The sequence below is a fragment of the Streptomyces sp. NPDC015130 genome (assembly GCF_043080005.1).
Taxonomy (GTDB): domain Bacteria; phylum Actinomycetota; class Actinomycetes; order Streptomycetales; family Streptomycetaceae; genus Streptomyces.
In genome coordinates, this window is record NZ_JBIBVC010000005.1 from 251,180 (window position 1) to 276,636 (window position 25,457).

The following is a 25,457-nucleotide window of genomic DNA, read 5'->3' on the forward strand; positions in this document are numbered from 1 at the left end:
ATCCGGTGAGAGAAACGAAACACCGCCCGCGCGCACGCTCCCGCTCATGACGACGACCACGAGCACCCGACGTACGACCCGCGAGACCCTCCAGCTGGCTGCCGCCGCCGCTCTCGCCGCCCTCTGCCTCCTCACCACCGCGTGCACCGCCGACGGCGGCGGTGCCAAGGACGGCGGCGAGGGCGTGAGCGACGAGGTCGAGCAGGCCGACCAGGCCCTTGAACACCGCAAGTGCCTGCGCGAGCAGGGCCTGGACGTGCCCGAGCCGAAGCCGGGCGAGCAGGGCGTCGGCCTGACCATCGGCGGCGACGGCATGTCGAAGGAGAAGATGGAGAAGGCGTTCAAGGCCTGTCAGGGCAAGGGCGGCGCCGGTCTGGGCAAGGAGCCGACCCAGGCCGAGAAGGACAAGATGATCAAGTACGCCCAGTGCATGCGGAAGAACGGCTTCGACATGCCCGACCCGGAGTTCGGCGGCGGCGGGATGACGGCGGCCCGGCCCGTACCCCAGGGCGCGGAGGCCAAGAAGTTCGAGAAGGCCGACAAGGCCTGCGCGGGCGTGGCGCGATGAGCCGGCGCACGCTCGTGGCCGCCGTGGCCGCGCTCGTCGTCGTCGCGGGCGCCGGGGTGGCGGTGACCGCGCTCGCCGCCCCCGAGGAACCGCGGGCCGTGGCGGACGAGGGACGAGTGCCCGCCACGACCCCGGTCACCCGCGGCGACCTGAGCGACAGCTCCCAACAGGACGGCACGCTCGGCTACCTCGGCGAGCGGAAGATCAACGCCGGGCCGTCCGGGATCCTCACCCGGATCGCCCCGCCCGGCTCCACCGTCGAGCGCGACGAGCGGCTGTACGAGGTCGACGGCAGGCCCGTCCTCCTCATGTACGGCGCCGAGCCCATGTACCGGACCCTGAAGACCGGCGACAAGGGCAGGGACGTGCGGCAGCTGGAGGAGAACCTCGCCGCCCTCGGCTACGTCGGCTTCACCGTCGACGAGGAGTACACGTCGTACACGGCCGAGGCCGTCAAGCGCTGGCAGAAGTCCCACGGCCTGAAGCGGACCGGCAGCCTCGGCCCCGAGACCGTCGCCTTCGCCGGCAGCGCGGTACGCGTCAAGGAGGCGGGCGCCGCCACCGGCGACCAGGTGGGGCCCGGGCGGCCGGTGCTGACCGTGACCGGCTCCGAGCGGGTCGTACGGTTCAGGCTGCCCGTCGCGGACGCCGCCCTCGCGAAGACCGGCACCAAGGTCTCCGTACGGCTCCCGGACGGGACCACGGCACCCGGAAAGGTCTCCTCCGTGGGCAGGACCGCCTCCGCTGGCAGCGATCCGCAGGACCGGACCCCGAAGATCGACATCACGGTCTCCTTCGACGCACCGGCGAAGGTCAGGGGCGTGGACCAGTCCCCGGTCACCGTCGACCTCACCGGGGAGACCCGGAGAGACGTCCTGTCCGTGCCCGTCAACGCCCTCCTCGCCCTGCCCGGCGGCGGCTTCGGCGTCCAGGTCGTCGAGAACGGGCGGACCCGGGACGTCGAGGTCGAGCTCGGCATGTTCGGCCAGGGCCGGGTCGAGATCGACGGCAAGGGTCTGCGCGAGGGCACGAAGGTCGGGGTGCCGTCCGCATGAGCACGAGCAAGAGGGCCCATGCGCCCGCGCGCGCGAGTGCGCCGGCCGGTGGGCGGACGGGCACCGTCGTCAGGCTCTCCGGGGTCACCAAGGAGTACGCGGGCGGGGTCCGGGCCCTCGACGACGTCGACCTCACCGTCGGCGCCGGGGAACTCCTCGGCATCGTCGGCCCGTCCGGATCCGGCAAGTCCACCCTCCTCCACATCGTCGGCACCCTGGACCGGCCCAGCGCCGGGACGGTGGAGATCGCCGGCCACGACGTGGCCGCGCTGCCGGACCGCCGGCTGTCCGCCCTGCGCTCGCGCCACATCGGATTCGTGTTCCAGGCCTTCCACCTGGTGCCCGGCGTCGGCGCGCTGGAGAACGTCGCCGAGGGGCTGCTGTACTCCGGGCTCCCCCGGGCGCGCAGGCGGGCCATGGCCGCCGACGCGCTCGCCCGCGTCGGTCTCGCCGACCGCATGAAGCACCGCCCCCACGAGTTGTCCGGCGGGCAGAAGCAGCGCGTCGCCATCGCCCGTGCGGTGGTCGGCGAACCCGACCTGCTGCTCGCCGACGAACCGACGGGCGCGCTGGACTCGGCGAGCGGCGAGGCGGTGATGGACCTCCTGCACGCCCTCAACGGGCAGGGCGCGACGATCGCGGTCATCACCCACGACGCGGAGATCGCCGACCGGCTGCCGCGCCAGGTCCGGATCCGCGACGGCCGGATCGTCGCGGACACGGCGAGCGGAGAGGTCATGGCCCGATGACGGGCGGCAGCGGAGACCGGCGAGCGGACCGCGGTGCGGACCGGCGCGCAGACCGGCAGGCGGACCGACGCACAGACCTGCGAGCGGACCGGCGTGCGGACAGGCGTGCGGACCGACGCACAGATCGGCGTGCGGACCGGCAGGCAGACCGGCAGGCAGACCGACGCACAGATCGGCGTGCGGACCGGCGTGCGGACCGGCAGGCACGACGCGTACGACGCGCACGCGCCGGGCTGAAGGCCGCGCGGCTCGGGCCGCGTGACGTCCTCCACGTCGGCTCGGCCGGACTGCGCAGCCGGCCCGCGCGCGTGGTCCTGTCCGCGCTCGGCATCGCCATCGGGATCGCCACGATGATCGCGGTCGTGGGCATCTCCGCCTCCAGCCAGGCCCAGCTGATGCGGCAGCTCGACGCGCTCGGCACGAACATGCTGGTCGCCAAGCCCGGCGAGGCGATGTTCAGCGGGGAGGAGGTCAAGCTCCCCAAGGACGCGGTGGGCATGGTCGGCCGGATCGAGGGCGTCGAGGAGGTCGGTGCGACCGCCGACCTCGACCGCACGGTCCGGCGCTCCGAGAAGATCCCCGAGGGCGAGACCGGCGGCATCGCCGTCAAGGCCGCCACGGAACGGCTGCTCGCCGTCCTGCGCGGCGGGACGGCCGCCGGCACCTGGCTGAACGCCGCCAACGGCCGCTATCCGGCCGTGGTGCTGGGCCATGTCGCGGCCGAACGGCTCGGCATCACCGAGCCCGGCCGACAGGTCTGGATCGACGACCGGTACTTCACCGTCGTCGGCATCCTCGACCCGCTGCCGCTCGCGCCCGAGATCGAACGGGCGGCACTGGTCGGCTGGGAGGGCGCGCAGCGGCTCCTCGGCTTCGACGGGCATCCGACGGCGGTGTACGAGCGGTCCACCGACGCGTCCGTACGGTCCGTCCAGCGGCTGCTCGCCCCGACGATCGACCCGGAGAACCCGCGGAACGTGTCGGTCGGCGACCCGTCGGCGGCCCTCCAGGCCAGGGCGGCGACCGAGGGGGCCTTCTCCACCCTGCTGCTGGGCCTCGGCGGGATCGCCCTGCTCGTGGGCGGCGTCGGAGTCGCCAACACCATGATCATCTCGGTGCTCGAACGCCGCCACGAGATCGGACTGCGCCGCTCACTCGGCGCGACGCGGGGCCAGATCAGGATCCAGTTCGTGACGGAGTCCCTGATGCTCTCCGGCCTCGGCGGCCTGGCGGGCGTGGTGCTCGGCGGGGCGGCGACGGGCGTGTACGCGCACACGGGCGGCCTGCCGTGGGTGGTGCCGCCCTGGGCGGTGGGCGGCGGCTTCGGCGCGACGCTGGTGATCGGTACGGTCGCGGGGCTGTACCCGGCCGTACGGGCGTCCCGGCTGTCACCGACGCTGGCCCTGCAGACGGCGTAGGACCGACGCCGGAGGACGCCCGCTCGGCGTCCGACGCACCGCCGGACCTCACCGCGCCGGCGTTCCCCCGGACCTCACCCCTCCGGCGGAGCGTCGGCGCCGAGCTCCGCCGCGACCCGGCACGCCACCGTCTCCGCGTACATCACGTCCTCCCGCTCGAAGCCCGGGCGGCAGGACGCCCGCAGGAACGTCAGCACGCCCAGCGTCCGGCCCCGGGTCCGCAGGACCACGCACAGCGCGTGCGCCGCGTCCCCCGGCCACTGGTGCGCCTCCGCCCACACCTCGGCCGTCCGGCCCGCGCTCGCCCGCACCGCGCCCGCCCGGTCCCAGGCCTGGAGCGCCGGGTGCCGCGGCCCGTACCGCAGCGGGATGCCGCCGCCCACGACCGGGGAGGACGGGCCGGGGGCGCCGGGCGGCGTGGCGAGGGCGCGGGTCAGCCGGCGCTCGCCGACGACCCGGTCGACGAGGGCGTGGTCCGCGAAACCGGCCAGGGCGAAGTCGAGCAGCACCGTCACCGCCTCCTCCGGGTCCTCGCACTCCGCGGCCGCCACGCCCGCCCGGTGCAGCTGGCTCCACCGGAACCGCAGCCGGTCCGCCTCGCGCACCGCGAGCCGCTGCTCCGTCACGTCCTGGAACAGCCAGGCCACGCCCAGCGGCACCGGCTCCTCCGCCATCGGCGAGGACAGCCGCAGGAAGCCGCTGCGCCAGCACCGGCGCCGCTCGCCCTCCGGGGTCCGCAGCGTCACCCACACATCGGCGGGCGCGGGCGGCGTGCCCTCCGCCAGGACGTGCTGGAGCGCGCCCTCCAGCTCCTCCGCGCCGTGCACGACGACATCGCCGAGCGGGCGCCCGAGCAGGGCCGTACGGCCCGTCCCGAAGGCGCGGGCCGCGTGGCCGTTGACGACGGCGGGGCGCAGATCGGCGTCGACGAGGACGACGCCCCAGGAGGCGTCCTCGAAGAGGGCCTCGCTCAGGGCGACCGAACGCTCCAGATCGAGCTGGACGTGCACCTCGCTGAAGGCGCAGTAGACGCCCGCCGGGCTGCCGTCGGCGCCGCGCACCCCGGCGGCCTGGCTCCGCACGAGGACCCGCCCGCCGTCCTTGCGCAGCAGCGCCAGCTCGTGGACCTGCCGGCCGGAGCCCTTCATCGCCCCCATCAGCCGCCCGAGGGTCTCCTCGGCGTCGGCGCCGCGCGCCGCCCACCCCCCGAAACCGCGCCGGCCGACGGCCTCGCCGGCGGACCAGCCGAGGATCCGCTCGGCCTCACGGTTCCAGTGCGTGATCGTCCCGTCGGCGTCCAGGGCGCAGAGCGCCGCGTCCATCCCGTCGAGCAGCGCGGCCAACAGATCGCCCCCGGCCCCCGGAACGGACGCCGTCTCACTCGCGGCCCCCGTGAAAGCACTCATCCCGGTACCCCCCATTGCTGCGCCCATTCAACTGGAAACGTGACGCAGGGCACACCCTCTTCGGCGAATTGAATAAATGGGTTGAGGCGCGTGAGGGGGGTTCCTAGGGTGTGGGTACACGCGAAAGGAGGTGATCCGAAGACATGGTTTCTTTTCGGACTCGTGAGGTGACTGCGGGCTAAGGCCTGCCGTCGCACGCACTCTGTGCACCTCGGCAGGCCTGTCTGCCGAACACCACCGCAGTCACCCGACCCGTGAGTCGCCGGTCAGTCCGACCGGCTCCTGTCCGAACCTAGGCGGACGGGACCAAGGCTCACGGGTCGTCTGCGTTCTCCGCGGGTGTCCCGTGGTCAGGGCGCCAGTCGCTCCACGCGCCAGGTTTCCGCTTCCCGGCCGTAGCGGAGGCGGTCGTGGAGGCGGTTTTCGTGGCCCTGCCAGAACTCGACCGTGTCCGGGACGACGCGGACGCCGCCCCACTCCGGCGGGACCGGGACCTGCTCGCCCTCGGGGTAGCGGGTCTCCAGCTCCTCGTAGCGGGTGAGGAGTTCCTCGCGGGAGGCGATCACCGAGGACTGGTGGCTCGCCCAGGCGCCGAGCTGGGAGCCGTGCGGGCGGGTGCGGAAGTAGGCGACGGTCTCGTCGCGGCCGGTGCGGAGTGCGCGGCCCGTGACGATGACCTGGCGGGCCAGCGGGTGCCAGGGGAAGAGCAGCGAGACGTACGGGTTGGCCGTCAGTTCCTCGCCCTTGCGGGAGCTGTAGTTGGTGAAGAAGACGAAGCCGGCGCCGTCGTAGTGCTTGAGCAGGACGGTCCGGGAGGACGGGCGGCCGTCGGGGGTCGCGGTGGAGACGACCATCGCGTTCGGCTCGTGGATGGCCGGGTTCTCCGCGGTCTCCTTGAACCAGCGGGAGAACTGCGCGATGGGCTCGGGCGCGAGGTCGGCCACGGTCAGTTCCGTGGTGCGGTACTGCTCGCGCATGTCGGCGGGATCCAGGGCGTCGGTCACGGCGTCGGTCACGGGATCGGTCACAGTGCCCATCCTGCCGCAGCACCTGAGCCTGCCCGGCACCGCCCGAGGCTAATCCTCTCTCGCCGAATCGGCGCAGTGTGCCGGATGTCACGCTTCCCCGCATCATCGGAACCGTACAGACTCTTCCGCTGGATGACTGTTGATTCCCCACCATCGACCACCGCACAGTTGATCGATCATCGATAGAGGAGCCGCCTGATGTCCGACTTCGTACCCGGGCTTGAGGGAGTCGTCGCGTTCGAGACGGAGATCGCCGAACCCGACAAGGAGGGCGGCGCCCTCCGCTACCGAGGCGTCGACATCGAGGATCTCGTCGGCCACGTCTCGTTCGGCAACGTCTGGGGCCTGCTGGTCGACGGCGCGTTCAACCCCGGTCTGCCGGCGGCCGAGCCGTTCCCGATCCCGGTGCACTCCGGTGACATCCGGGTCGACGTGCAGTCCGCGCTCGCGATGCTCGCGCCGGTGTGGGGCCTCAAGCCGCTCCTCGACATCTCCGTCGAGCAGGCGCGTGACGACCTCGCCCGCGCGGCCGTCATGGCCCTCTCGTACGTCGCCCAGTCCGCGCGCGGCCAGGGCATGCCGATGGTCCCGCAGAGCGAGATCGACAAGGCGCAGTCCGTGGTCGAGCGGTTCATGATCCGCTGGCGCGGCGAGCCGGACCCTAAGCACGTCAAGGCCGTCGACGCGTACTGGACCTCCGCCGCCGAGCACGGCATGAACGCGTCCACGTTCACCGCGCGTGTCATCGCCTCCACCGGGGCGGATGTCGCCGCCGCGCTCTCCGGCGCCGTGGGTGCCATGTCCGGGCCGCTGCACGGCGGCGCGCCCTCCCGCGTCCTCGGCATGATCGAGGAGATCGAGCGGACCGGGGACGCCACCGCCTGGGTGAAGCAGGCCCTCGACAAGGGCGAGCGGCTCATGGGCTTCGGCCACCGCGTGTACCGCGCCGAGGACCCGCGCGCCCGTGTCCTGCGCCGGACCGCGAAGGAGCTGGACGCGCCGCGCTACGAGGTGGCCGCCGCGCTGGAGAAGGCCGCCCTGGAGGAGCTGCACAACCGCCGCCCGGACCGCATCCTGGCGACGAACGTCGAGTTCTGGGCGGCCATCGTCCTCGACTTCGCCGAGGTCCCGGCGCACATGTTCACGTCGATGTTCAGCTGCGCCCGTACGGCCGGCTGGTCGGCGCACATCCTGGAGCAGAAGCGCACCGGCCGGCTCGTGCGCCCGTCGGCCCGCTACACGGGTCCCGGCCAGCGGGACCCGCGCGAGATCGAGGGGTACGGCGACATCGTCGGCTGAGCGGCCGCGGTGGTCAGGACGCCATCGCCGGGTACGTCTCCGGGTGCAGCAGCAGGTCCGCGTGGTGGCGGGCCGCCACCAGCGGGTGGGCCCGGAGCTTGCCCTTCAGTTCGTTCCGGCCGTACTCGGCGAACAGCGGGTTCGCCGGGTCGGCCGTGACGCCCGGGGCCGCGGAGGCGTACGGGAACTCCAGCGGCGCGATCCGGGCGTCCAGGCGCGGGTTGTAGAAGAACGGCACGGAGTAGCGCTCCGTCGCCCCGGGCGGGGACACCACGCGGTGGTTGGTCGCGATCAGGTAGCCGTTCGTGGCCACTTCGAGGAGTTCGCCGAGGTTGACGACGAAGGCGCCGGGCAGCGGCGGCACGTCGTGGAACTCCCCGTCCTCCCGCTGGACCTGGAGCCCGCCGACCTGGTCCTGGAGCAGCAGGGTGAGGAAGCCGTAGTCCTTGTGCGCGCCGACGCCCTGGTCGTCGCCCTCGCCGCTGCTGCCCGGGTAGCGCACCAGCTTGAGGTGCGGGTGGGCGCGCGGGCCGAAGATGTCGTCGTAGAAGTCCGCGGGGGCGCCGATCGAGGTCAGCAGTTCGTGGAGGAGCCGCTGGGCGATGCCGCTGAGGCGGTCGATCCAGTGCAGGGTGGCGGCCTTGAGTTCGGGGAGCGCCTCGGGCCACTGGTTGGGGCCTTCGAGCCACCAGTACGGGGCTTCCCAGGGCGCGGGGGCGTGTGCGGGGCGCTCGGCGCCGATGTCGAGCTGGTCGCGCCAGTCACGGGCGCCCGCGGTGCGCTCGTCGCCGATGCGGGTGTAGCCGCGGAAGTGCGGCGAGTTGATGTTGTCGATGGCGAGCCGGTCGGCCTCGGGCAGTGCGAAGAAGGCGCGCATGGCGGTGGTGAGGGCCTGCGTCTCGGCCTCGGTCACGCCGTGTCCGACGAGCTGGAAGAAGCCGACGTCGTGGGCGGCGGAGTGCAGCTGGGCGTGGAGCAGGCGGCGGGCCTGGGGGCCGCGGTCGGCGGCGGAGAGGTCCACGATCGGGAGCTGTGAGGCGTACGAGGGGTGGATGCGCGAGCCGTCCACGGGCTCGTGCGAGCGCGCGCTGCGGGTCGACTGCGGGAGGGGGGTGCTGCGATTCATGGGTGCGTCCGCGGGGTGTACGGGGTGCCCGGGCGGCCGCCAGGGGTGGGGCGGGGGCCACGGGTGCCGGTCGGGCTTGGGCTCTGAACGAGGGACCCGGGGACCCGGGGGCGGAGTGTGGCGCCCGGAGGTCGGGGGGTCAGGCGGAGCGGCGACAGCTCATGCTCGTGACGCGGACGAAGTCCACGTGGCGACGGCGTACGAGCGAAGGCATGCGAACAGCGTACTGCGGCGGGCCGCTACGGGGTGTGGTCGGCGTCACGTCCGGGGCATCGGAACCTACGGGTTCCGGACTCTGGCCAAAACGGTGGGTGTGCGCGAAGATCGCCGCCACGCATGTCACGCGCATGCCAACCTTCCCGTCGCAGCAGCCACACGCAGGAGGATGTCCATGACCCGCCGCACCCGCCGTACCTCGCGCGGCCTGGTCGCCGCGGCCGCCGTCGCCGGCACGGCCGCCGCCGCCCTGCTCCCGTCCCCGGGGGCCGTCGCGGCCGCGCTGCCGCAGGCCCGGGTCTTCATGGTGAACCCGGTGCAGTCCTCCGGCGACCAGTCCCTCGCCGACCACAAGGACGCGGCGAGCGACGTGCCCGCCTCCGCCTACGCCACCGCCACGCTCCGGAACCTCGACGCGAGCGGCGCCCTGTCCGGCAGGTGGGTGACCGTCCGCTCCGAGACGGGCAAGCCCGCCAAGGTCGCCGACGCCACCACGTACGACCGCTCGGACGACCAGTTCGAGCAGGTCATGGCGTACTTCTGGGTCAACGAGGCGCAGGAGTACCTCCAGGGCCTCGGCTTCGGCACCGAGCTGCCCGGCGCGAACGACCGCGTCCAGCCCGTGCGGCTCAACCAGTACGGCGCGGACAACTCCTTCTTCACCGACAAGAAGGACGAGATCCGCCTCGGCAAGGGCGGCGTCGACGACGCCGAGGACGCGGACGTCATCGTCCACGAGTACGGCCACGCCGTGCACCACGCCCAGGTGCCCGGCTTCGGCACGAACGCCGAGTCCGGCGCGATCGGCGAGGCCTTCGGCGACTACCTCGCCGTCGCCGTCGGCACGCACGCGGCCACCAAGTACGGCTGGCCGCTGAAGGCCGACGCGGCCTGCGTGGCCGACTGGGACGCCACCGGCTACAGCGAGGCGCCGCACTGCCTCCGCCGGATCGACGGGACGAAGACGTACGCGGACCGCGAGGGCGAGGTCCACGCCGACGGCGAGATCTGGTCGCGGGCGCTCCTCGACATCCGCACCGCGCTCGGCGCCCGCACCGCCGACCGGATCATCGTCAACGCCCAGTTCGGCTTCGCCCCCGACACGAGCTTCCAGGACGCGGCGCTGAAGACGGTCGCGACGGCGGAGCGGATGTACGGCGAGGGCGCGGCGGACGCGGTCCGCACCGCCTTCCGGGCACGCGCGATCCCGGGCGTCTGAGCGGGGGCGCCTGAGCCGGGGGCACCGGGCACGGGGCGCCTGAGCCGGGGGCACCGGGCACGGGGCGCCTGAGCCGGGGGCACCGGGCACGGGGCGCCTGAGCCGGGGGCACCGGGCCCCGGCTGCCTCAGCCGAGGGCACCGGGCCCCGGCGGGCGAGTCGGGGTGGGTGTCGGGCCCGGGGTCGTCTCGGCCCCGGTGTCCGCGGCCGCTTCTCTACTCGGTCAGTGCCTCGTTCACCAGCCGTGCCCACTGGGCGACCACCCGTTCCCGGCGGGCGCGGTCGTCCGTGAGGAGGGTGGCGAGGCCCAGACCCCGGGCCATGTCGAGCAGGCCCTGGACCGTCTCGCGGACGCCGGGGCGGGACTCGTCGGCGCCCAGGACCTCGACGGCGATCCGGTGGCACTCCCGGCCGACCCTGGCCTCCAGTTCGGTGACCCGGTCCCGGAGCTGGGCCTCGTCGGAGGCCGCGACCCAGAGGTGGAGCGCGGCCCGGAAGAGGGGCCCGGTGAAGAGGTCGACGAGGGCCTCGACGGCCTGCTCGCGGTTGTCCGTACGGAGCGTCCGCAGGGCCTGCGAGCGCTCCTCGGCGACGTACTCGACGGCCGCCGTGAAGAGGTCCTCGCGGGTCGGGAAGTGGTGCTGGGCCGCACCCCGGGAGACGCCGGCCCGTTCGGCGACGACGGCGACAGTGGAACCCGCCCAGCCGCGCTCGGCCAGACAGGCCACCGCGGCCTCCAGGAGCCGCTGCCGGGTGGCGCGGCTCCTGTCCTGCTTGGGGTTCCGGTCCGGCTTGGCGGTCCGGTCCGGCTCGGGCGCGGTCAAAGCCGCCATTCGGGGTCCCGTCGTTCGAGGAAGGCCGTCATCCCTTCGCGCGCCTCGGCCGAGGCGAAGAGCGTGGCCGACCTCTGCACCAGGTCCTCCGCGTCGCGTTCGAAGGTCTCCAGGACTCTAGCGGTGACCAGCCGCTTCGCCTCCCGGAGGCCTTGCGGGGAGCCCGCGCGGAGGGCGTCGAGGATGCCCGGGAGGTCCTCGGCCCCGGCGGTGACGAGGCCCATCGCGAGGGCCTCCGGCACGCCGAACCGCTCCCCCGTCAGGTAGTAGCGGGCCGCCGCGCGCTGGTCGAGCTTGGGGAGGAGGGTGAGGGAGATGACGGCGGGCGCGACCCCGATGCGTACCTCGGTGAGCGCGAAGTCCGCCGCGTCCCCCGCCGTCACGACGTCGCAGGCCCCGAGGAGGCCGAGTCCGCCGGCCCGGACGTGGCCGGTGACGTGGCCGACGACGGGCTTCGGCAGTTCGACGAGCTGCCGGAGCAGGTCCACGAAGGCGTAGGGGCTGGGCGGGGCCTTCAGGTCGGCGCCCGCGCTGAACGTGCCGCCGGTGTGGGTGAGGACCACCGCCCGGACCGCCGCGTCCTTGCCGCAGGCGGTGAGGGCGTCGGCGAGCTCGGTGACGAGGTGGGCCGAGAGGGCGTTGCGGGTGGCCGGGGAGTCGAGGGCGAGGGTGGTGACGCCCCGCTCCTCGGTGACGGTGACCAGGGTCATGCGCGGTCCCTCAACTCTCTGCGGAGGATCTTTCCGGACACCGCCCGCGGGATGCTCGCGACGAACTCCACGTGGCGGACCTTCTTGTACGGGGCGACGCGGGCGGCGACGTGCGCCATGACGTCCTCGGCGGTCAGGCCGGGCGCCGAGGCCTGGCGTACGACGAAGGCCTTGGGCGTCTCCGTGCCCTCGGCGTCGGTGACGCCGATGACGGCGGCGTCGGCGACGTCCTCGTGGGTGAGGAGGAGCGCCTCCAGTTCGGCGGGGGCGACCTGGAAGCCCTTGTACTTGATGAGCTCCTTGACCCGGTCGACGACGAACAGCCAGCCGTCGGCGTCGACGCGTCCGATGTCGCCGGTGTGGACCCAGCCGTCCTCGTCGATCATCGCGGCGGTGGCCTCGGGCCGCCCCAGGTACCCCTTCATGACCTGCGGCCCCCGGATGGCGACCTCGCCCGCCTCGCCGGGGGCGGCGTCCTTCGCCGGGTCGTCGAGCGAGAGGATCCGCAGCTCGGTGGAGGGCAGCAGCTTGCCGACGGTGCCGGGCGGGGGGTTCGGGGCGTCGAGCGGGGTGACGTGGGTGCCCGGGGAGAGCTCCGTCATGCCGTACGCCTGGCGGACCGGCGGCAGCCCGAGCCGTGCCGAGCAGGCCTCGGCGAGGGCCGCGTCGAGCGGGGCGGCGGAGCTGACGATGTACTCCAGGGACGACAGGTCGTAGTCGGCGACGGCCGGGTGCTTGGCGAGGGCCAGGATGATCGGCGGGGCGACGTACAGGCCGTTGATGCGGTGCTTCTGGATGGCCCCGAGGAAGGTGTCGAGCTCGAAGCGGGGCAGGACGACGACGGTGGCTCCGTGGCGGAGCGGCGCGTTCATGAGGGCCGTCAGGCCGTAGATGTGGAAGAAGGGCAGCACCGCGAGGATGCGGTCGCCGGGGCCCATCGGGACCAGCGGGGCCAGCTGCGTCAGGTTGGTGGCGATCGAGGTGTGCGTGAGCATCACGCCTTTGGGGACGCCGGTGGTGCCGGAGGAGTACGGCAGGGCGGCGACGTCCTCGTCGGGGTCGATCGGCGGCTCGGGAACGGGTCCGGTCGAGGCCAGGAAGGACTGGAGCGACCGTGTGCCCTCGCCCTCGGGGGCCTGGTCGCAGACGAATATCTCCTCGACGCCGCCCGCGAGTTCGGCCGCCGCGCGGGCCGTGGCGAGCAGCGGCGAGACGGTGACGATCCAGCGCGTGGCGGAGTCGCGGAGCTGCTTGGCGAACTCCTCGGGCGTGGCGAGCGGGTGCACGGTGGTGACCGAGGCGCCCGCGCGGGTCGCGGCGTAGAACGCGACGGGGAACAGCACGGTGTTGGGGCTGTGCAGGGCGAGCACGTCCCCCTTCCGCAGCCCGGCCTCGGCGAGCCCGGCGGCCACCCGCCGGTGGAAGGCGTCGACCTGCCCGTAGGTGAGGGTGAACTCCCCCGTCCCGTCGATCAGTGCGGGGGTGTCACCCCGCTCGGCGGCGCCGCCGAGCACCGCGTCGTGGATCGGCAGGGAGACGGTCGGAACGGCCTCGTACTCGCTGTGGAACACCATGCAAGCCCCCTGGAGAGGTGGGAGAGGTGGAAGGTGGTCGCCAGGATCGCGCGTGTCGGTACGACTTGGGGAGACCCTGTCAGCACTCCACCGAAACAATCAAGCGTGCATGCATGATTATTGGGAGGACCGGTCTCATGGCGCTGCCCGGCCGGGCCGTGCGCCCGGGCGGGCACATGCGCGGTCGGGCCGGGCGGCCGGGCACGCGCGCGGTCGGGCACGCGCGGTCGGGCCGGGGAAAGGTTGTACGGGGAAGATCTTCTTTTCCGGTTGCCGCGGGCTCTAGGATCCGGACGCTCTCCATCCTCTTCTGTCTCGTCCGTCCCAGGAGAAACCTTGCTCCACACGCGCCGCCTCGCGGCTTGTGCGGCCCTCGCGCTCGGCGTGGGTCTGCTGTCCGTCGGCCCCACGTCACCGACGGCGGACGCGGCCCCCGTCGCGACCCCGGCGAAGCCCCGCTTCGACCGGGACGGTGACGGCCGCAGCGACCGGGTCTACCGGTCGGCCGCCACCGGCGAGCTGCGGATATCCCTGTCGAAGACCGGCACCAGCGCGCCGTTCGCGCTCAGCCACCCCGGCATGGAGATCCTGCCGGCGGACGACCTCACGGGAACCGCGACCCCGGAACTGCTGACGCTCCATGCCGACGGCGGCCTCATACTGCGCCGCGGTGACAGCCCCACCTCCGCCGGCCAGTCGGACTGGTCGGGATACGGCTGGCACATCTACAACAAGGTCCTCGCCCCCGGCGACCTGACCAGGGACGGGCACCAGGACCTGCTGGCCCGCACCCCGGACGGCACGCTCTACCTGTACGCGGGGAAGGGCACGATCGACAACGGCGGCCCGTTCAGGACCCGCGCCAAGGTCGGCACCGGCTGGCAGGTCTACGACCAGCTCGTCGGCACCAACGACCTCGACGGCGACGCGATCGCCGACATCGTCGCCAAGACGCCGGGCGGCGACCTCTACTTCTACAAGGGGACCGGCTCGGCCACCGTCCCCTTCAAGGCCCGCGTCCTGGTAGGCGGCGGCTGGCACACGTACAACCAGATCATCGGCGCCGACGACCTGAACGGCGACGGCCGGGCCGACCTCCTGGCCCGCGCCTACGACGGCACGTTCTACCGGTACCTCTCCATCGGCGGCGGCAGGTTCGGGACGCGCACGTACTACGGGGGCGGCGGCCAGACCCTCTCGTACTACCTCGGCCAGGGCGGCGTACCGGCGTACGGAAAGCACAACCTCTTCACCGTGGACGGCGCGGGCACCGCCTTCGCCCACGGGACGCTGGCGGACGGCAGGCTCACCGCGCGCAGGCAGTACGACGCGGCCGGGGCCTTCGCCTACCACTGGCCCACCGTCAACGGGTACGCCCTGGACGGGGTCGACCGGGCCAACGTGCTGACCGCCGACAACCGCGGCCTCATGATGTGGCGCGAGGTGGACGGCGAACCGCGCGGCGGCCAGGTCGGCAGCGGCACCGCCTACCTGAACTACCTGATCAAGGTCTCGCCCGGCGACGTCAACGGCGACAGCGAGGCCGACTTCGTCGGCATGGACCACCAGGGCGGCGTCTTCCTCCACCTGGGTCTGAAGAGTCACTCGCCCGCGTACCTCGGCCCCGCCGTGCGGATCGGCACCAACTGGTCGAGGGACATCCTGATCGGCCCCGGGGACGTCACGGGCGACGGCCGCCCCGACCTGATCTCCCGGGACGGCGAGCAGCTGTACGTGCACGCGGGCACCGGGTCCGCCACCGCTCCGTTCGCTCCGCGCGCCTATGTCGGCCACGGCTGGTACCTGTACAAGTACCTGGCCTCGCCCGGCGACATGGACGGCGACGGCCGGGCCGACCTGGTCGCCGTCACCCCGGGCGGTGACGTGTACCGCTACTCGGCCCGCGGCCTGCGCGGCGCGTACACGTTCAAGGCCCGCGTCAAGATCGCCTCGGGCTGGAAGTACGACCACGTCAGCTGACGTGGCCGCGGCGGGCTGCCCGGGTCAGTACGACTTGGGCAGCCCCAGCGTCTGGTGCGACACGAAGTTGAGGATCATCTCCCGGCTGACGGGCGCGATCCGGGCCACCCGGGCGGCGGTGACCAGGCGGGCGAGCCCGAACTCCTTGGTGAGGCCGTTGCCACCGAGGGTGTGGACCGCGGTGTCGACCGCCCGCACACAGGCCTCCGCCGCCGCGTACTTCGCCATGTTGGCGGCCTCGCCCGCACCCATGTCGTCGCCCGCGTCGTAGAGGTGGGCCGCCTTCGCCATCATCAGGCGGGCCAGTTCGAGCTCGATGTGGGCCTGCGCCAGGGGGTGCGCGACGGCCTGGTGGGCGCCGATCGGCGCCTTCCAGACCTGGCGCTCCTTGGCGTACTTCACGGCCTGCGCGAGCGCGTACCGGCCCATGCCGATGGCGAAGGCCGCCGTCATGATCCGCTCCGGGTTGAGGCCCGCGAAGAGCTGGAGCAGGCCCGCGTCCTCGTCGCCCACGAGCGCCTCCGGCGGCAGGTGCACGTCGTCGAGGGTCAGCTCGAACTGCTTCTCGTCCGCGGCGAGTTCCATCTCGATGTGCCGCCGCCCGAAGCCCGGGGCGTCGCGCGGGACGATGAAGAGACAGGGCTTGAGGCTTCCCGTGCGGGCGTCGGACGTGCGGCCCACGATCAGGGTCGCGTCCGCGATGTCGACGCCCGAGACGAAGACCTTGCGGCCGCTCAGGACCCAGCCCTCCTCGGTGCGGGTCGCGGTCGTCGTGATGCGGTGCGAGTTGGAGCCCGCGTCGGGTTCCGTGATGCCGAAGGCCATCGTCTTCGAGCCGTCCGCGAGACCCGGGAGCCACGCCTGCTTCTGCTCCTCGGTGCCGAAGCGGGCGATGACCGTGCCGCAGATCGCGGGCGAGACGACCATCATGAGGAGCGGGGCCCCGGCGGCGCCCGCCTCCTCCAGGACGACCGACAGCTCGGCCATGCCGCCGCCCCCTCCCCCGTACTCCTCGGGCAGGTTCACCCCGAGGTAGCCGAGCTTGCCCGCCTCGGCCCACAGGGCGGCCCGGTCGAAGCCGGGGCCGTGGCGGTGGCCGAGGGCGGAGACGGCGGCGCGGAGTGCGGAGAGCTCTTCGGTCTCGACGAGGGTGCTCATACGGGGTCTTCCTCCGTTGCTTCGGTCTGTACGACGGCGAGCAGGGCACCGACCTCGACCTGGCGGCCGGGGGCGGCGTGGAGCGCGGTGAGCGTGCCGGAGGCGGGAGCGGTGACGCGGTGCTCCATCTTCATGGCCTCCAGCCAGAGGAGCGGCTGCCCGGCGGCGACCCGGTCGCCGACGGCGAGGCCGTCCGCGAGCCGGACGACGGTTCCGGGCATGGGGGCGAGCAGCGATCCGGGTTCCCGCTGATCGGCCGGATCGGGGAAGCGGGGGCGGGGGGTCAGGCGGTGGGCGCCCGCGTGGACGACCTCCCCCGCCCCGTACGTGGCGACCTCGAAGTCCCGGACGACTCCGCTCACTTCGAGGCGTACGCGGCCGGGCTCGGCCGACACCACCCGCACCCCCTCGGGCGCGGTGACCTCGTAGCCGCCGTCGCGGGCCGGCCGGTAGCGGATCTCGGTGTCGCCGTACGCCCGCACCTCGTCCTGGGAGCGGAGGTTGCGCCAACCGCCGCCGAAGCGGCCTCCGTCGGCGCTCGCCGCGGAGAGGGCGGCTGCGACGGCCGCGTACTCCCGGCCCTCGGGGGCGACGGTCAGGGCGGTGAGGTTCCGCTCGTAGAAGCCGGTGTCGAGCCTGCGCGCCGAGGCGTACTCGGGGTGGCGCAGCGAGGCGACGAGCAGCTCCCGGTTGGTGGCCGGGCCGTGGATCCGGGACCGCTCCAGGGTGTGGGCGAGCTTGCGGACGGCCTCGGCTCGGGTGGCGGCGTGGACGACGACCTTCGCGAGCATCGCGTCGTAGTGGATGCCGACCTCGTCCCCGGAGGCGTAGCCCGTGTCGACCCGGACCCGGCCCTCGCGGGGGACCTCGAAGCGGTGCAGGACGCCCGTCTGGGGCGCCCAGCCCCGGGCCGGGTCCTCCGCGTAGAGCCGGGCCTCGATCGCGTGGCCGCGCGGGGCCGGACGTTCCGGCGGCAGCGCCTCGCCCTGGGCGACGGCGAGCTGGAGGGCGACCAGGTCGACCCCGTACACCTCCTCCGTCACCGGGTGCTCGACCTGGAGGCGGGTGTTCATCTCCAGGAAGTGCGCCCGGCCGTCCGCCACGAGGAACTCGACCGTGCCCGCGCCGACGTAGCCGACGGCCTCCGCCGCGCGGACGGCCGTGTCGAGGAGCGAGGCCTCCAGCCCGGCCGGGAGGCCGGGCGCCGGGGCCTCCTCGATCACCTTCTGGTGGCGCCGCTGGAGGGAGCAGTCGCGGGTGCCGAGCGCCCAGACCGTGCCGTGGGTGTCGGCGAGGACCTGCACCTCGACGTGCCGGCCGTTCTCCACGTACGGCTCGACGAACACCTCGCCGTCCCCGAAGGCGCTCGCCGCCTCGGCGGACGCCGCCGCCAACTCCGTCGGCAGTGAATCGAGTTCGCGGACGATCCGCATGCCCCGGCCGCCGCCGCCCGCCGCCGCCTTCACCAGGACGGGCAGGTCGGCCTCGGTGACGTCGGCGAGCGGGGCGATGCCCAGGAGCTCCTTCGCCCGGGTCTTCGAGGCCATCGCCTCGATCGCCTCGGGCGGCGGGCCGATCCAGACCAGGCCCGCGTCCGTCACGGCCCGCGCGAAGTCGGCGTTCTCGGAGAGGAAGCCGTAGCCGGGGTGGACGGCGTCGGCGCCCGCCGCGAGCGCCGCCTTCACGACGAGGTCGCCGCGCAGATACGTCTCCGAGGGCGCCGCCCCCGGCAGACGTACGGCCGCGTCGGCCTCGCGGACGTGCAGGGCGCCGGCGTCCGCGTCGGAGTACACGGCGACCGTGGCGACGCCCAGCTCACGGCAGGTGCGGAAGACCCGGCAGGCGATCTCGCCGCGGTTCGCGACCAGTACGGTCGAAATCATCAGAGCCTCACATCCGGAAGACGCCGAAGCCGCCGCGCGCGCCCTCGACCGGTGCCGTGTGGATCGCGGACAGGCACAGCCCGAGGACCGTGCGGGTGTCGCGGGGGTCGATGACCCCGTCGTCGTACAGCCGTCCCGACAGGAACATCGGGAGGGACTCCGACTCGATCTGCGCCTCGACGAGCGCGCGCAGACCGGCGTCGGCCTCCTCGTCGTACGGCTGCCCCTTCGCGCTCGCGGACGCCCGCGCCACGATGGAGAGCACGCCGGCGAGCTGCTGCGGGCCCATGACGGCGGACTTGGCGCTGGGCCAGGCGAAGAGGAAGCGGGGGTCGTACGCCCGGCCGCACATGCCGTAGTGCCCCGCGCCGTAGGAGGCGCCCATGAGGACGGAGAGGTGCGGGACGCGCGAGTTCGCGACCGCGTTGATCATCATCGCGCCGTGCTTGATGATGCCGCCCTGCTCGTACTCCTTGCCGACCATGTAGCCGGTCGTGTTGTGGAGGAAGAGGAGCGGGATGTCGCGCTGGTTGGCGAGCTGGATGAACTGCGCCGCCTTCTGGGACTCGGCGGAGAACAGCACGCCCTGCGCGTTGGCGAGGATGCCGACCGGGTAGCCGTGCAGCCGCGCCCAGCCGGTCGTCAGGGACGTCCCGTAGAGCGGCTTGAACTCGTCGAAGTCGGAGCCGTCGACGATCCGGGCGATCACCTCGCGCGGGTCGAAGGGCGTCTTGAGGTCGCCCGGCACGATCCCGAGGAGCTCGTCCTCGTCGTACTTCGGAGACTCGGCGAGCGGCGGATCGGCGTGCGCCTTGCGGTGGTTGAGGCGGGCGACGATCCGGCGGGCCTGGCGGATCGCGTCCGTCTCGTCGACGGCGTAGTGGTCGGCGAGGCCGGAGGTCCGGGCGTGCATCTCGGCGCCGCCGAGGGACTCGTCGTCGCTCTCCTCGCCCGTCGCCATCTTCACGAGCGGCGGACCGCCGAGGAAGACCTTCGACCGCTCCCTGACCATCACGGTGTGGTCGGACATGCCGGGGACGTACGCGCCGCCGGCCGTCGAGTTCCCGAAGACGACCGCGACGGTCGGGATGCCGGCGGCGGAGAGCCGCGTGAGGTCGCGGAAGAGCGCCCCGCCGGGGATGAAGATCTCCTTCTGGGACGGCAGGTCGGCGCCGCCGGACTCGACGAGCGAGACGACGGGGAGCCGGTTGGCGAACGCGATCTCGTTGGCCCGCAGGGCCTTCTTCAGCGTCCACGGGTTGGAGGCGCCGCCGCGCACGGTCGGGTCGTTGGCCGTGATCAGGCACTCGACGCCCTCGACGACCCCGATGCCGGTGATCAGCGAGGCGCCCACCTGGTAGTCGCTGCCCCAGGCAGCGAGCGGCGACAGCTCCAGGAAGGGGCTGTCCCGGTCGACGAGCAGCTCGATGCGCTCGCGGGCCAGCAGTTTGCCGCGCCCCCGGTGCCGGGCGGTGTACTTCTCACCGCCGCCCGCGAGGGCCTTGGCGTGCTCGGCTTCGAGCGCGGCGAGCTTGTCGAGCATCGCGGAGCGGTGCTCCCGGTATTCGGGTCCGCCGGTGTCGAGGGCAGAGGCGAGGACGGTCACAACAGAACCTCCGGGATGTCCAGGTGCCGGGAGCGGAGCCATTCGCCGAGGGCCTTGGCCTGGGGGTCGAAGCGGGCCTGGGAGGCGACGCCCTCGCCGAGGATCCCGGCGACGGTGAAGTTGAGGGCCCGCAGGTGCGGGAGGACGTGCCGGACGACCGGCAGACCGGCGGTCTCCGGGAGGAGCGCGCGGAACGTCTCGACGGTGAGCGTGTGCGCGAGCCAGCGCCACTCCTCGTCCGTGCGGACCCAGACACCGACGTTGGCGTCGCCGCCCTTGTCGCCGCTCCGGGCCCCGGCGACCCGCCCGAGGGGTGCCCGGCGGGCGGAGCCGTACGGGAGGGGCGGGGGGAGCTGCGGATCGGGGACGGGCGCGAGGGGCTCCGTGCCGTTCGGCGGTACGGGGGCGGGGTGCTCCGTGCCGGTCGGCGCTGCGGGCGCCGGGGGCTCCGTGCCGTTCGGCGGTACGGGGGCGGGCGTCCGTGGCGGTGCGGGGATCTCCTGGCGGGTGCCGTCCGGGAGGACGGCCGTGTGCGGGACGTCGCCGGCCGGCACGTACGCGGTGGTGAAGACCCCGTAGGGCGCGCCCCGGCCGGGCGGGGCCGTGACGTGGAAGCCGGGGTAGCTCGCGAGGGCCAGTTCGATCGCGGCGCCGGTCAGGGCGCGGCCGACGGCCTCGGGGTCGGGGTCGCGGACGACGAGCCGGAGCAGCGCGCTCGCGGTCTCCTCGGTGGCGGCGTCCTCGCGGTCCGTGCGGACCAGATCCCAACGGACCTCCGCGGGGCGGGAGTCGGACAGCGCGTCCTCGATCTGCTCGCGCACGAGCCGGGCCTTGGCCTCGACGTCGAGGCCGGTGAGGACGAACACGACCTCGTTGCGGAAGCCGCCGAGGCTGTTGAGGCCGACCTTGAGGGTGGGCGGCGGGGCCTCGCCGGTCACGCCGTGGATCCTGACCCGGTCCGGGCCCTCCTGGGTGAGCCGCACGGTGTCGAGCCGGGCCGTCACGTCGGGGCCGGGGTAGCGGGCGCCGGCCGTCTCGTAGAGCAGCTGGGCCGTGACCGTGCCGACGTCGACGAGGCCGCCCGTCCCCGCGTGCTTGGTGATGACGGAGCTGCCGTCCGCGTGGAGCTCGGCGACCGGGAAGCCGGGGCGGCGGAACACTGCCGGGTCGTGCCGGGCGAAGAAGGCGTAGTTGCCGCCGGTGGCCTGGGTGCCGCATTCCAGGACGTGCCCGGCGACGACCGCGCCGGCCAGCCTGTCGTACTCCTCCGGGCCCCAGCCGAAGTGCCACTGCGCCGGCCCGGTGACGAGGGCGGCGTCGGTGACCCGGCCGGTGACGACGACGTCGGCGCCGGCGGCGAGGCAGGCGGCGATGCCGGCCCCGCCGAGGTAGGCGTTGGACGTCAGCACTCCGTCGCGGGGCGGCAGCCGGTCGCCCTCGACGTGGGCGATCCGGGTCGGCAGGCCCAGCTTCGCGGCGAGCTCGCGCAGGGCCTCGGCGAGGCCGGCGGGGTTCAGGCCGCCCGCGTTGGCGACGATGCGGACCCCTCGCTCGTGGGCGAGGCCGAGGCCCTCCTCCATCTGGCGCAGGAAGGTCTTCGCGTAACCGGCGCCCGGGTCCTTGAGCTGGTCGCGGCCGAGGATGAGCATGGTCAGCTCGGCGAGGTAGTCGCCGGTGAGGACGTCCAGTTCACCGCCGGTGAGCATCTCGCGGACGGCCGCGAAGCGGTCGCCGTAGAAGCCGGAGGCGTTGCCGATCCGGAGCACGGGGCGGGCGGGGAGGCCGGGGCCGGCGGGGGCGCCGGAGCCGGCGGGGGCGCCGGGCCGGGTCACTGTTCCGCCCCTTCGGCCGCGCGGCCCGGGCCCGCCGGGCCGGCGAAGGCCTGGGCGATGGTGAGCCAGCGCTCGGCGTCGGGGCCGTGCGCGACGAGCGCGGTGTCGTCGCGGTGGACGCGCTGGGTGACGAGCAGGCAGAAGTCGAGGGCGGGGCCGGTGACGGTCTGGGCGGCGTCCTCGGGGCCGTACGCCCACATCTCCCCGTCCACTCCCGCGAGTTCCACGCGGAAGGGCTCGGCGGGTGCCGGGAGGCCCCGGACGAGGAAGGCGTAGTCGCGGGCGCGGACGCCGATCCAGGCGACGTGCCGGAGCCGGGCCGTGGGGACGCGGGTCACCCCGAGGGCGTCGGCGACGTCCTGGCCGTGCGCCCAGGTCTCCATGAGCCGGGCGGTGGCCATGGCCGGGGCGCTCATCGGCGGCCCGTACCAGGGGAAGCGGGCGCCGGACGGGACCGCGCGCAGGGCCTCCTGGAGGCGCTCGCGGCCCGCGCGCCAGGCGGCGAGCAGCTCGGCGGGCGGCAGCTTCGCGCCCTCCTCCGCGCCCTCGTCGACGAACCGGTCGGGGGCCGCGAGGGCCTTCGCGGTCTCGGCGGCGAAGGCCTCGGGGTCGGTGGCGGCGAGCAGGGCCGCCCGGTCGGTCCAGGCGAGGTGGGCGATCTGATGGGCGATGCTCCAGCCGGGCGCGGGGGTCGGCGTGCTCCACCGCTCCTCGGCCAACCCCCCGACCAGCAGGTCGAGTTCCTCGCTCTCCTCGCGCAGGTCGTCGAGGACGACGGCGGGATCGGACACGGTGCGCTCCCCTCGGGACACGGCGACGACACGACGGCGTGCCCGGAGCATGGCAGCGAACCAGAAAACAATCAAGCATGCTTGCTTTGATTTCTGCGGGAGGCGCGCGGGACCGGGCCGACGGGTCACGCCGGCCCGCCCACGCCCTAGGGCGTGTTGCGAAAGTAGCGCCGGCCGCCCGAAGGGCGGGCCCGACGGCGTCTGGTGCGTGCGATCGCAAGGCGGAGGGTCGCCCCGATACTGGATGTATGGGGGTGATCCCGACAACGCGGCGAGCGTGCGTGCCAGGCGCCGTCGGGCAGGCGGGACTTTCGCAACACGCCCTAGGGGTGTCTTGTCGATCAGGCCGGATCAGGGAGCGGTGTCTGGTGCCGTGGATCGCAAGGCGGAGGAGGGAGTCGACGCGGTGGGGGCACCCCCGCGCCCGAAGGGCTGCGGGGGACGTCGGCGACTGACGACAGGGCCTAGCTCAGTCCCACTGCACGTCGGCGAGGGAGGCGACCGGCTGCGGCTTGCCGATGACGGCGAGGGCGATGAAGAAGTTGATCTGGCCGATGGCGATGGTGAGGGTGGCCAGGGCCTTCTCGTCGTAGTGCTTCGCCACCTCGGCGTACAGCTCGTCGGAGACGCGCTCCTCGCCGTGCGCGGCGGGCTGGAGGGTGGCCTCCACGAGGGCGAGCGCGGCCCGCTCGGCGTCGGTGAAGTACGGGGCGTCCTGCCAGGAGGAGACGGCGGTGATGCGCTCCTCGGACTGGCCCGCCTTGCGGAGGAAGCCGGTGTTCAGGATGGTCAGGTAGGTGTTGCGGACGATCTGCCCGGCCCGCAGGTGGACGAGGTTGATCGTGGTGCGCGGCACCGACCGGTTGCCGGTGGCCCGGAAGAGGGCGGCGCTGATGTCGTCGACCTCGGGAACGAACGCGGCGGGGTCGGACATCCGGGAGATGGAGGGACGGGCGTCGGTGTTCGTCATGATGGCTGGCTCCTGGGGATCTGCCGGGTCGGTGTCTTCACAGCACTGACGGAGGGCAGCGAGGAGATGTGACGGGATCCCCGGCAGGAATCTCCAGGAGCCGGGTGGCCGGCTCAGCCGTTGATGTCGAGCGCCGTCCCGTACAGCCGGGAGACCTTGAGCCGGATGACCACGCGGCGCTCGTCGACGAGCTGCGCCAGGAACGCGGCCTCGTCCTCGCCCCGCGGCCGGGCGGCCTCCGGCACCATCGCGAGCAGCTCGCGCCCGGTCGCGTCGCCCGGGGTGGTCGTGACCTCGGAGACCTCGGCCTCGCCCTCGGCCACGGCGAACGACCAGACGTCCCCGCCGGGGACGTGCACGGCCGCGCGCGGGTCGCGCCGGATCTGCCTGACCTTGACGCGGTCGGCGGTGGTGGAGAACCGCACGACGCGCTCGCCGGCGTCCCAGTGGAAGAGCATGGTGGTGAGGTGCGGGTGCCCACTGCTCTTGTTGGTGGCGAGCGTGCCGAACCGCTGCGTGCTCAGCAGCTCGGAGAGCGCGTCGTCGGACAGGGCGCGGGGTGCGGCGGGCTTCGTCATGCCGTGATCAACTCCCGTACGCACGGGAGAATTCCGCGACGGGGAGCTACGCGGCGGCGGCGCGCCGCGGGCGGGCGACGAGCTCGCCGCCGCAGTTGGGGCAGACGTCGTCCATGGCGTCGGCGCACGGCACGCAGAAGCTGCACTCGTACGTACAGATCCGCGCGGGCCCGTCGACGGTCAGGACCGCCGTCTCGCAGCGCTCGCAACGGTCTCGCATCTCCAGGGCCATGACCGGCTCCTCTCCTCGTGACGTAGGACGACACCGTCATCCTCCGGGCCACCGTCGTGCCCCGGAAACAGGCCGGAAGACAGAGATCGACAGGATCGGGCCACGCGGTGCGCCGGGCATGCCGGGAGACCTTCGACCACGCCGGGCCGTCGCGTCAGGGCGCCTTCACGCCCGTCGCGTCAGACCGTCGCCCCGGGGACCTGCCGCTTCGCCGCGCGGGCCTGGGTGCGGACCGCTCCCATGCTCGCCGCGATGACCAGGGCGATGGCCAGGGCGTCGGTTGCGGAGAGGGCCTGGCTCAGGATGAGGAAGCCCGCCGCCGCCGCGATGGCCGGCTCCAGGCTCATCAGGATCGCGAAGGTGGGTGCGGGCAGGCGGCGCAGGGCGAGGAGTTCGAGGGTGTACGGGAGCACCGAGGACATCAGCGCGACGCCCAGGCCGAGCAGGACCGTCGACGGTACGAGGAGCTTGTCGCCCGCCTCCCCGATGCCCAGCGGCAGGCTGAGGACGGCGCCGAAGGCCATGGCGAGCGCGAGCCCGTCGGCCTGCGGGAAGCGGCGGCCGGTCCGGGCGCTGAAGACGATGTACGCGGCCCACATCGCGCCCGCCGCGAGCGCGAACGCGGCTCCGGCGGGATCGAGGCGGTCGAAGCCGCCGCCACTGAGCAGGACGACGCCGCCGAGTGCGAGCCCGGCCCACAGCAGGTTCGCCAGGCGGCGGGAGGCGACGACCGAGAGGATGAGCGGGCCGAGGACCTCCAGGGTCACGGCGGCGCCCAGCGGGATCCGGTCGGCGGCCTGGTAGAAGAGGATGTTCATCCCGGCCATGGCGGTGCCGAAGGCGACGATCGTGCCCCAGTCGGCGCGGCTGTAGCCGCGCACCTTGGGCCGGCACACGGCCAGCAGGACGACGGCGGCGAGCACGAGCCGCAGGGTGACGACGCCGAGCGCCCCGGCACGGGGCATGAGGAGGACGGCGACGGCGGAGCCGAACTGCACGGAGAGCCCGCCCGCGACGACGAGGGCGACGGGCCCGAGGTGCCGGCCGCCCCTGCGGGACGCCGGCGTGCCGGTGACCGCGCTCCCGGGCGCGGCAACCGTCGTGGAAGCCCCCGGCCCGTCCTTGACCGGGCTGTTCACCGGACTGTTCACCGGGCCGCTCCTCCGTTCCGCTCCACACCACCATCAGTTCACTTCACTGTACTGCAAGTACACCTCAGTGAACCC

The 25,457-nt window shown here is 73.6% G+C and carries 23 protein-coding genes; 8 read left to right on the forward strand and 15 right to left on the reverse strand.

What is annotated here, in order from left to right; all coding sequences use genetic code 11:
• The first annotated feature begins 46 nt into the window (after positions 1-46).
• The 5 genes from ACF08F_RS12550 (at position 47) to ACF08F_RS12570 (ending at position 3,790) form a co-directional block, all read left to right on the forward strand.
• Positions 47-568 carry a hypothetical protein gene (locus tag ACF08F_RS12550; RefSeq protein ID WP_392298467.1) on the forward strand — a complete coding sequence of 174 codons (522 nt, stop codon included), beginning with the start codon at positions 47-49 and terminating at the stop codon, positions 566-568.
• The gene (locus ACF08F_RS12555) at positions 565-1,623 is read left to right on the forward strand and encodes an efflux RND transporter periplasmic adaptor subunit (protein WP_392298468.1); all 1,059 of its coding nucleotides are present in this window, start codon (positions 565-567) and stop codon (positions 1,621-1,623) included. Before ACF08F_RS12550 ends, ACF08F_RS12555 begins: the two co-directional genes overlap by 4 nt.
• Positions 1,620-2,372, forward strand: coding sequence for an ABC transporter ATP-binding protein (locus ACF08F_RS12560; protein ID WP_392298469.1), 753 nt, complete (start codon positions 1,620-1,622; stop codon positions 2,370-2,372). The genes ACF08F_RS12555 and ACF08F_RS12560 overlap by 4 nt, the downstream gene beginning before the upstream one ends.
• Positions 2,373-2,477: 105 nt before the next feature.
• Entirely contained in the window at positions 2,478-2,609 is a 132-nt protein-coding gene (locus tag ACF08F_RS12565) for a hypothetical protein (protein WP_392298470.1), read from the forward strand.
• A gap of 71 nt (positions 2,610-2,680) precedes the next feature.
• Positions 2,681-3,790: an ABC transporter permease gene (locus tag ACF08F_RS12570; RefSeq protein WP_392298471.1), complete on the forward strand. Its 1,110-nt coding sequence runs from the start codon at positions 2,681-2,683 to the stop codon at positions 3,788-3,790.
• A 74-nt stretch (positions 3,791-3,864) separates the two neighbouring features.
• On the opposite strand, the gene ACF08F_RS12575 is transcribed toward ACF08F_RS12570, so the two are convergent.
• Together ACF08F_RS12575 and pdxH are read right to left on the reverse strand one after the other, a co-directional pair.
• Complete coding sequence (locus tag ACF08F_RS12575) at positions 3,865-5,196, reverse strand: PAS domain-containing protein (RefSeq protein WP_392298472.1); 1,332 nt, start codon at positions 5,194-5,196, stop codon at positions 3,865-3,867.
• Between the two features lie 350 nt (positions 5,197-5,546).
• Positions 5,547-6,233: a pyridoxamine 5'-phosphate oxidase gene (pdxH, locus tag ACF08F_RS12580; RefSeq protein ID WP_392298473.1), complete on the reverse strand. Its 687-nt coding sequence runs from the start codon at positions 6,231-6,233 to the stop codon at positions 5,547-5,549.
• A 189-nt stretch (positions 6,234-6,422) separates the two neighbouring features.
• Here pdxH and ACF08F_RS12585 point away from each other — a divergent pair, with 189 nt between their 5' ends.
• The gene (locus ACF08F_RS12585) at positions 6,423-7,523 is read left to right on the forward strand and encodes a citrate synthase 2 (protein ID WP_392298474.1); all 1,101 of its coding nucleotides are present in this window, start codon (positions 6,423-6,425) and stop codon (positions 7,521-7,523) included.
• Between the two features lie 13 nt (positions 7,524-7,536).
• On the opposite strand, the gene ACF08F_RS12590 is transcribed toward ACF08F_RS12585, so the two are convergent.
• Positions 7,537-8,649: an isopenicillin N synthase family dioxygenase gene (locus tag ACF08F_RS12590; RefSeq protein ID WP_392298475.1), complete on the reverse strand. Its 1,113-nt coding sequence runs from the start codon at positions 8,647-8,649 to the stop codon at positions 7,537-7,539.
• Positions 8,650-9,040: 391 nt separating this feature from the next.
• On the opposite strand from ACF08F_RS12590, the gene ACF08F_RS12595 reads away from it, so the two are divergent.
• Positions 9,041-10,084, forward strand: a complete 1,044-nt coding sequence (locus tag ACF08F_RS12595; RefSeq protein ID WP_392298476.1) for a M4 family metallopeptidase — start codon at positions 9,041-9,043, stop codon at positions 10,082-10,084.
• 215 nt (positions 10,085-10,299) lie between these two features.
• Here the strand turns inward: ACF08F_RS12595 and ACF08F_RS12600 are convergent, their stop codons facing one another.
• The 3 genes from ACF08F_RS12600 to ACF08F_RS12610 are packed head-to-tail and all read right to left on the reverse strand — an operon-like array spanning position 10,300 to position 13,201.
• On the reverse strand, positions 10,300-10,917 hold the full coding sequence (locus tag ACF08F_RS12600) for a TetR/AcrR family transcriptional regulator (protein WP_392298477.1): 618 nt from the start codon (positions 10,915-10,917) through the stop codon (positions 10,300-10,302).
• Positions 10,905-11,627 (reverse strand): enoyl-CoA hydratase family protein, encoded by a 723-nt coding sequence (locus ACF08F_RS12605; protein WP_392298478.1) that lies wholly within the window; start codon positions 11,625-11,627, stop codon positions 10,905-10,907. Before ACF08F_RS12605 ends, ACF08F_RS12600 begins: the two co-directional genes overlap by 13 nt.
• The gene (locus tag ACF08F_RS12610; protein WP_392298479.1) at positions 11,624-13,201 is read right to left on the reverse strand and encodes a 4-coumarate--CoA ligase family protein; all 1,578 of its coding nucleotides are present in this window, start codon (positions 13,199-13,201) and stop codon (positions 11,624-11,626) included. The genes ACF08F_RS12605 and ACF08F_RS12610 overlap by 4 nt, the downstream gene beginning before the upstream one ends.
• Positions 13,202-13,537: 336 nt before the next feature.
• On the opposite strand from ACF08F_RS12610, the gene ACF08F_RS12615 reads away from it, so the two are divergent.
• Positions 13,538-15,181: an FG-GAP repeat domain-containing protein gene (locus tag ACF08F_RS12615; RefSeq protein WP_392298480.1), complete on the forward strand. Its 1,644-nt coding sequence runs from the start codon at positions 13,538-13,540 to the stop codon at positions 15,179-15,181.
• A 24-nt stretch (positions 15,182-15,205) separates the two neighbouring features.
• On the opposite strand, the gene ACF08F_RS12620 is transcribed toward ACF08F_RS12615, so the two are convergent.
• The 9 genes from ACF08F_RS12620 to ACF08F_RS12660 form a co-directional block, all read right to left on the reverse strand.
• A complete protein-coding gene (locus ACF08F_RS12620) occupies positions 15,206-16,339 on the reverse strand; it encodes an acyl-CoA dehydrogenase family protein (RefSeq protein WP_392298481.1) in 1,134 nt (377 codons plus the stop codon).
• A complete protein-coding gene (locus ACF08F_RS12625) occupies positions 16,336-18,222 on the reverse strand; it encodes an acetyl/propionyl/methylcrotonyl-CoA carboxylase subunit alpha (protein ID WP_392298482.1) in 1,887 nt (628 codons plus the stop codon). The genes ACF08F_RS12620 and ACF08F_RS12625 overlap by 4 nt, the downstream gene beginning before the upstream one ends.
• 7 nt (positions 18,223-18,229) lie before the next feature.
• Positions 18,230-19,828, reverse strand: a complete 1,599-nt coding sequence (locus tag ACF08F_RS12630; protein WP_392298483.1) for an acyl-CoA carboxylase subunit beta — start codon at positions 19,826-19,828, stop codon at positions 18,230-18,232.
• Entirely contained in the window at positions 19,825-21,594 is a 1,770-nt protein-coding gene (locus ACF08F_RS12635) for an acyclic terpene utilization AtuA family protein (RefSeq protein ID WP_392298727.1), read from the reverse strand. Before ACF08F_RS12635 ends, ACF08F_RS12630 begins: the two co-directional genes overlap by 4 nt.
• Positions 21,595-21,656: 62 nt before the next feature.
• Positions 21,657-22,451: a TIGR03084 family metal-binding protein gene (locus ACF08F_RS12640; RefSeq protein WP_392298484.1), complete on the reverse strand. Its 795-nt coding sequence runs from the start codon at positions 22,449-22,451 to the stop codon at positions 21,657-21,659.
• Positions 22,452-22,920: 469 nt separating this feature from the next.
• Entirely contained in the window at positions 22,921-23,421 is a 501-nt protein-coding gene (locus tag ACF08F_RS12645) for a carboxymuconolactone decarboxylase family protein (protein ID WP_392298485.1), read from the reverse strand.
• Between the two features lie 113 nt (positions 23,422-23,534).
• The gene (locus tag ACF08F_RS12650) at positions 23,535-23,999 is read right to left on the reverse strand and encodes a pyridoxamine 5'-phosphate oxidase family protein (protein WP_392298486.1); all 465 of its coding nucleotides are present in this window, start codon (positions 23,997-23,999) and stop codon (positions 23,535-23,537) included.
• A 46-nt stretch (positions 24,000-24,045) separates the two neighbouring features.
• Positions 24,046-24,231: a DUF1272 domain-containing protein gene (locus ACF08F_RS12655; RefSeq protein ID WP_392298487.1), complete on the reverse strand. Its 186-nt coding sequence runs from the start codon at positions 24,229-24,231 to the stop codon at positions 24,046-24,048.
• A gap of 179 nt (positions 24,232-24,410) precedes the next feature.
• Positions 24,411-25,382, reverse strand: coding sequence for a DMT family transporter (locus tag ACF08F_RS12660; RefSeq protein ID WP_392298488.1), 972 nt, complete (start codon positions 25,380-25,382; stop codon positions 24,411-24,413).
• Positions 25,383-25,457 lie beyond the last annotated feature (75 nt).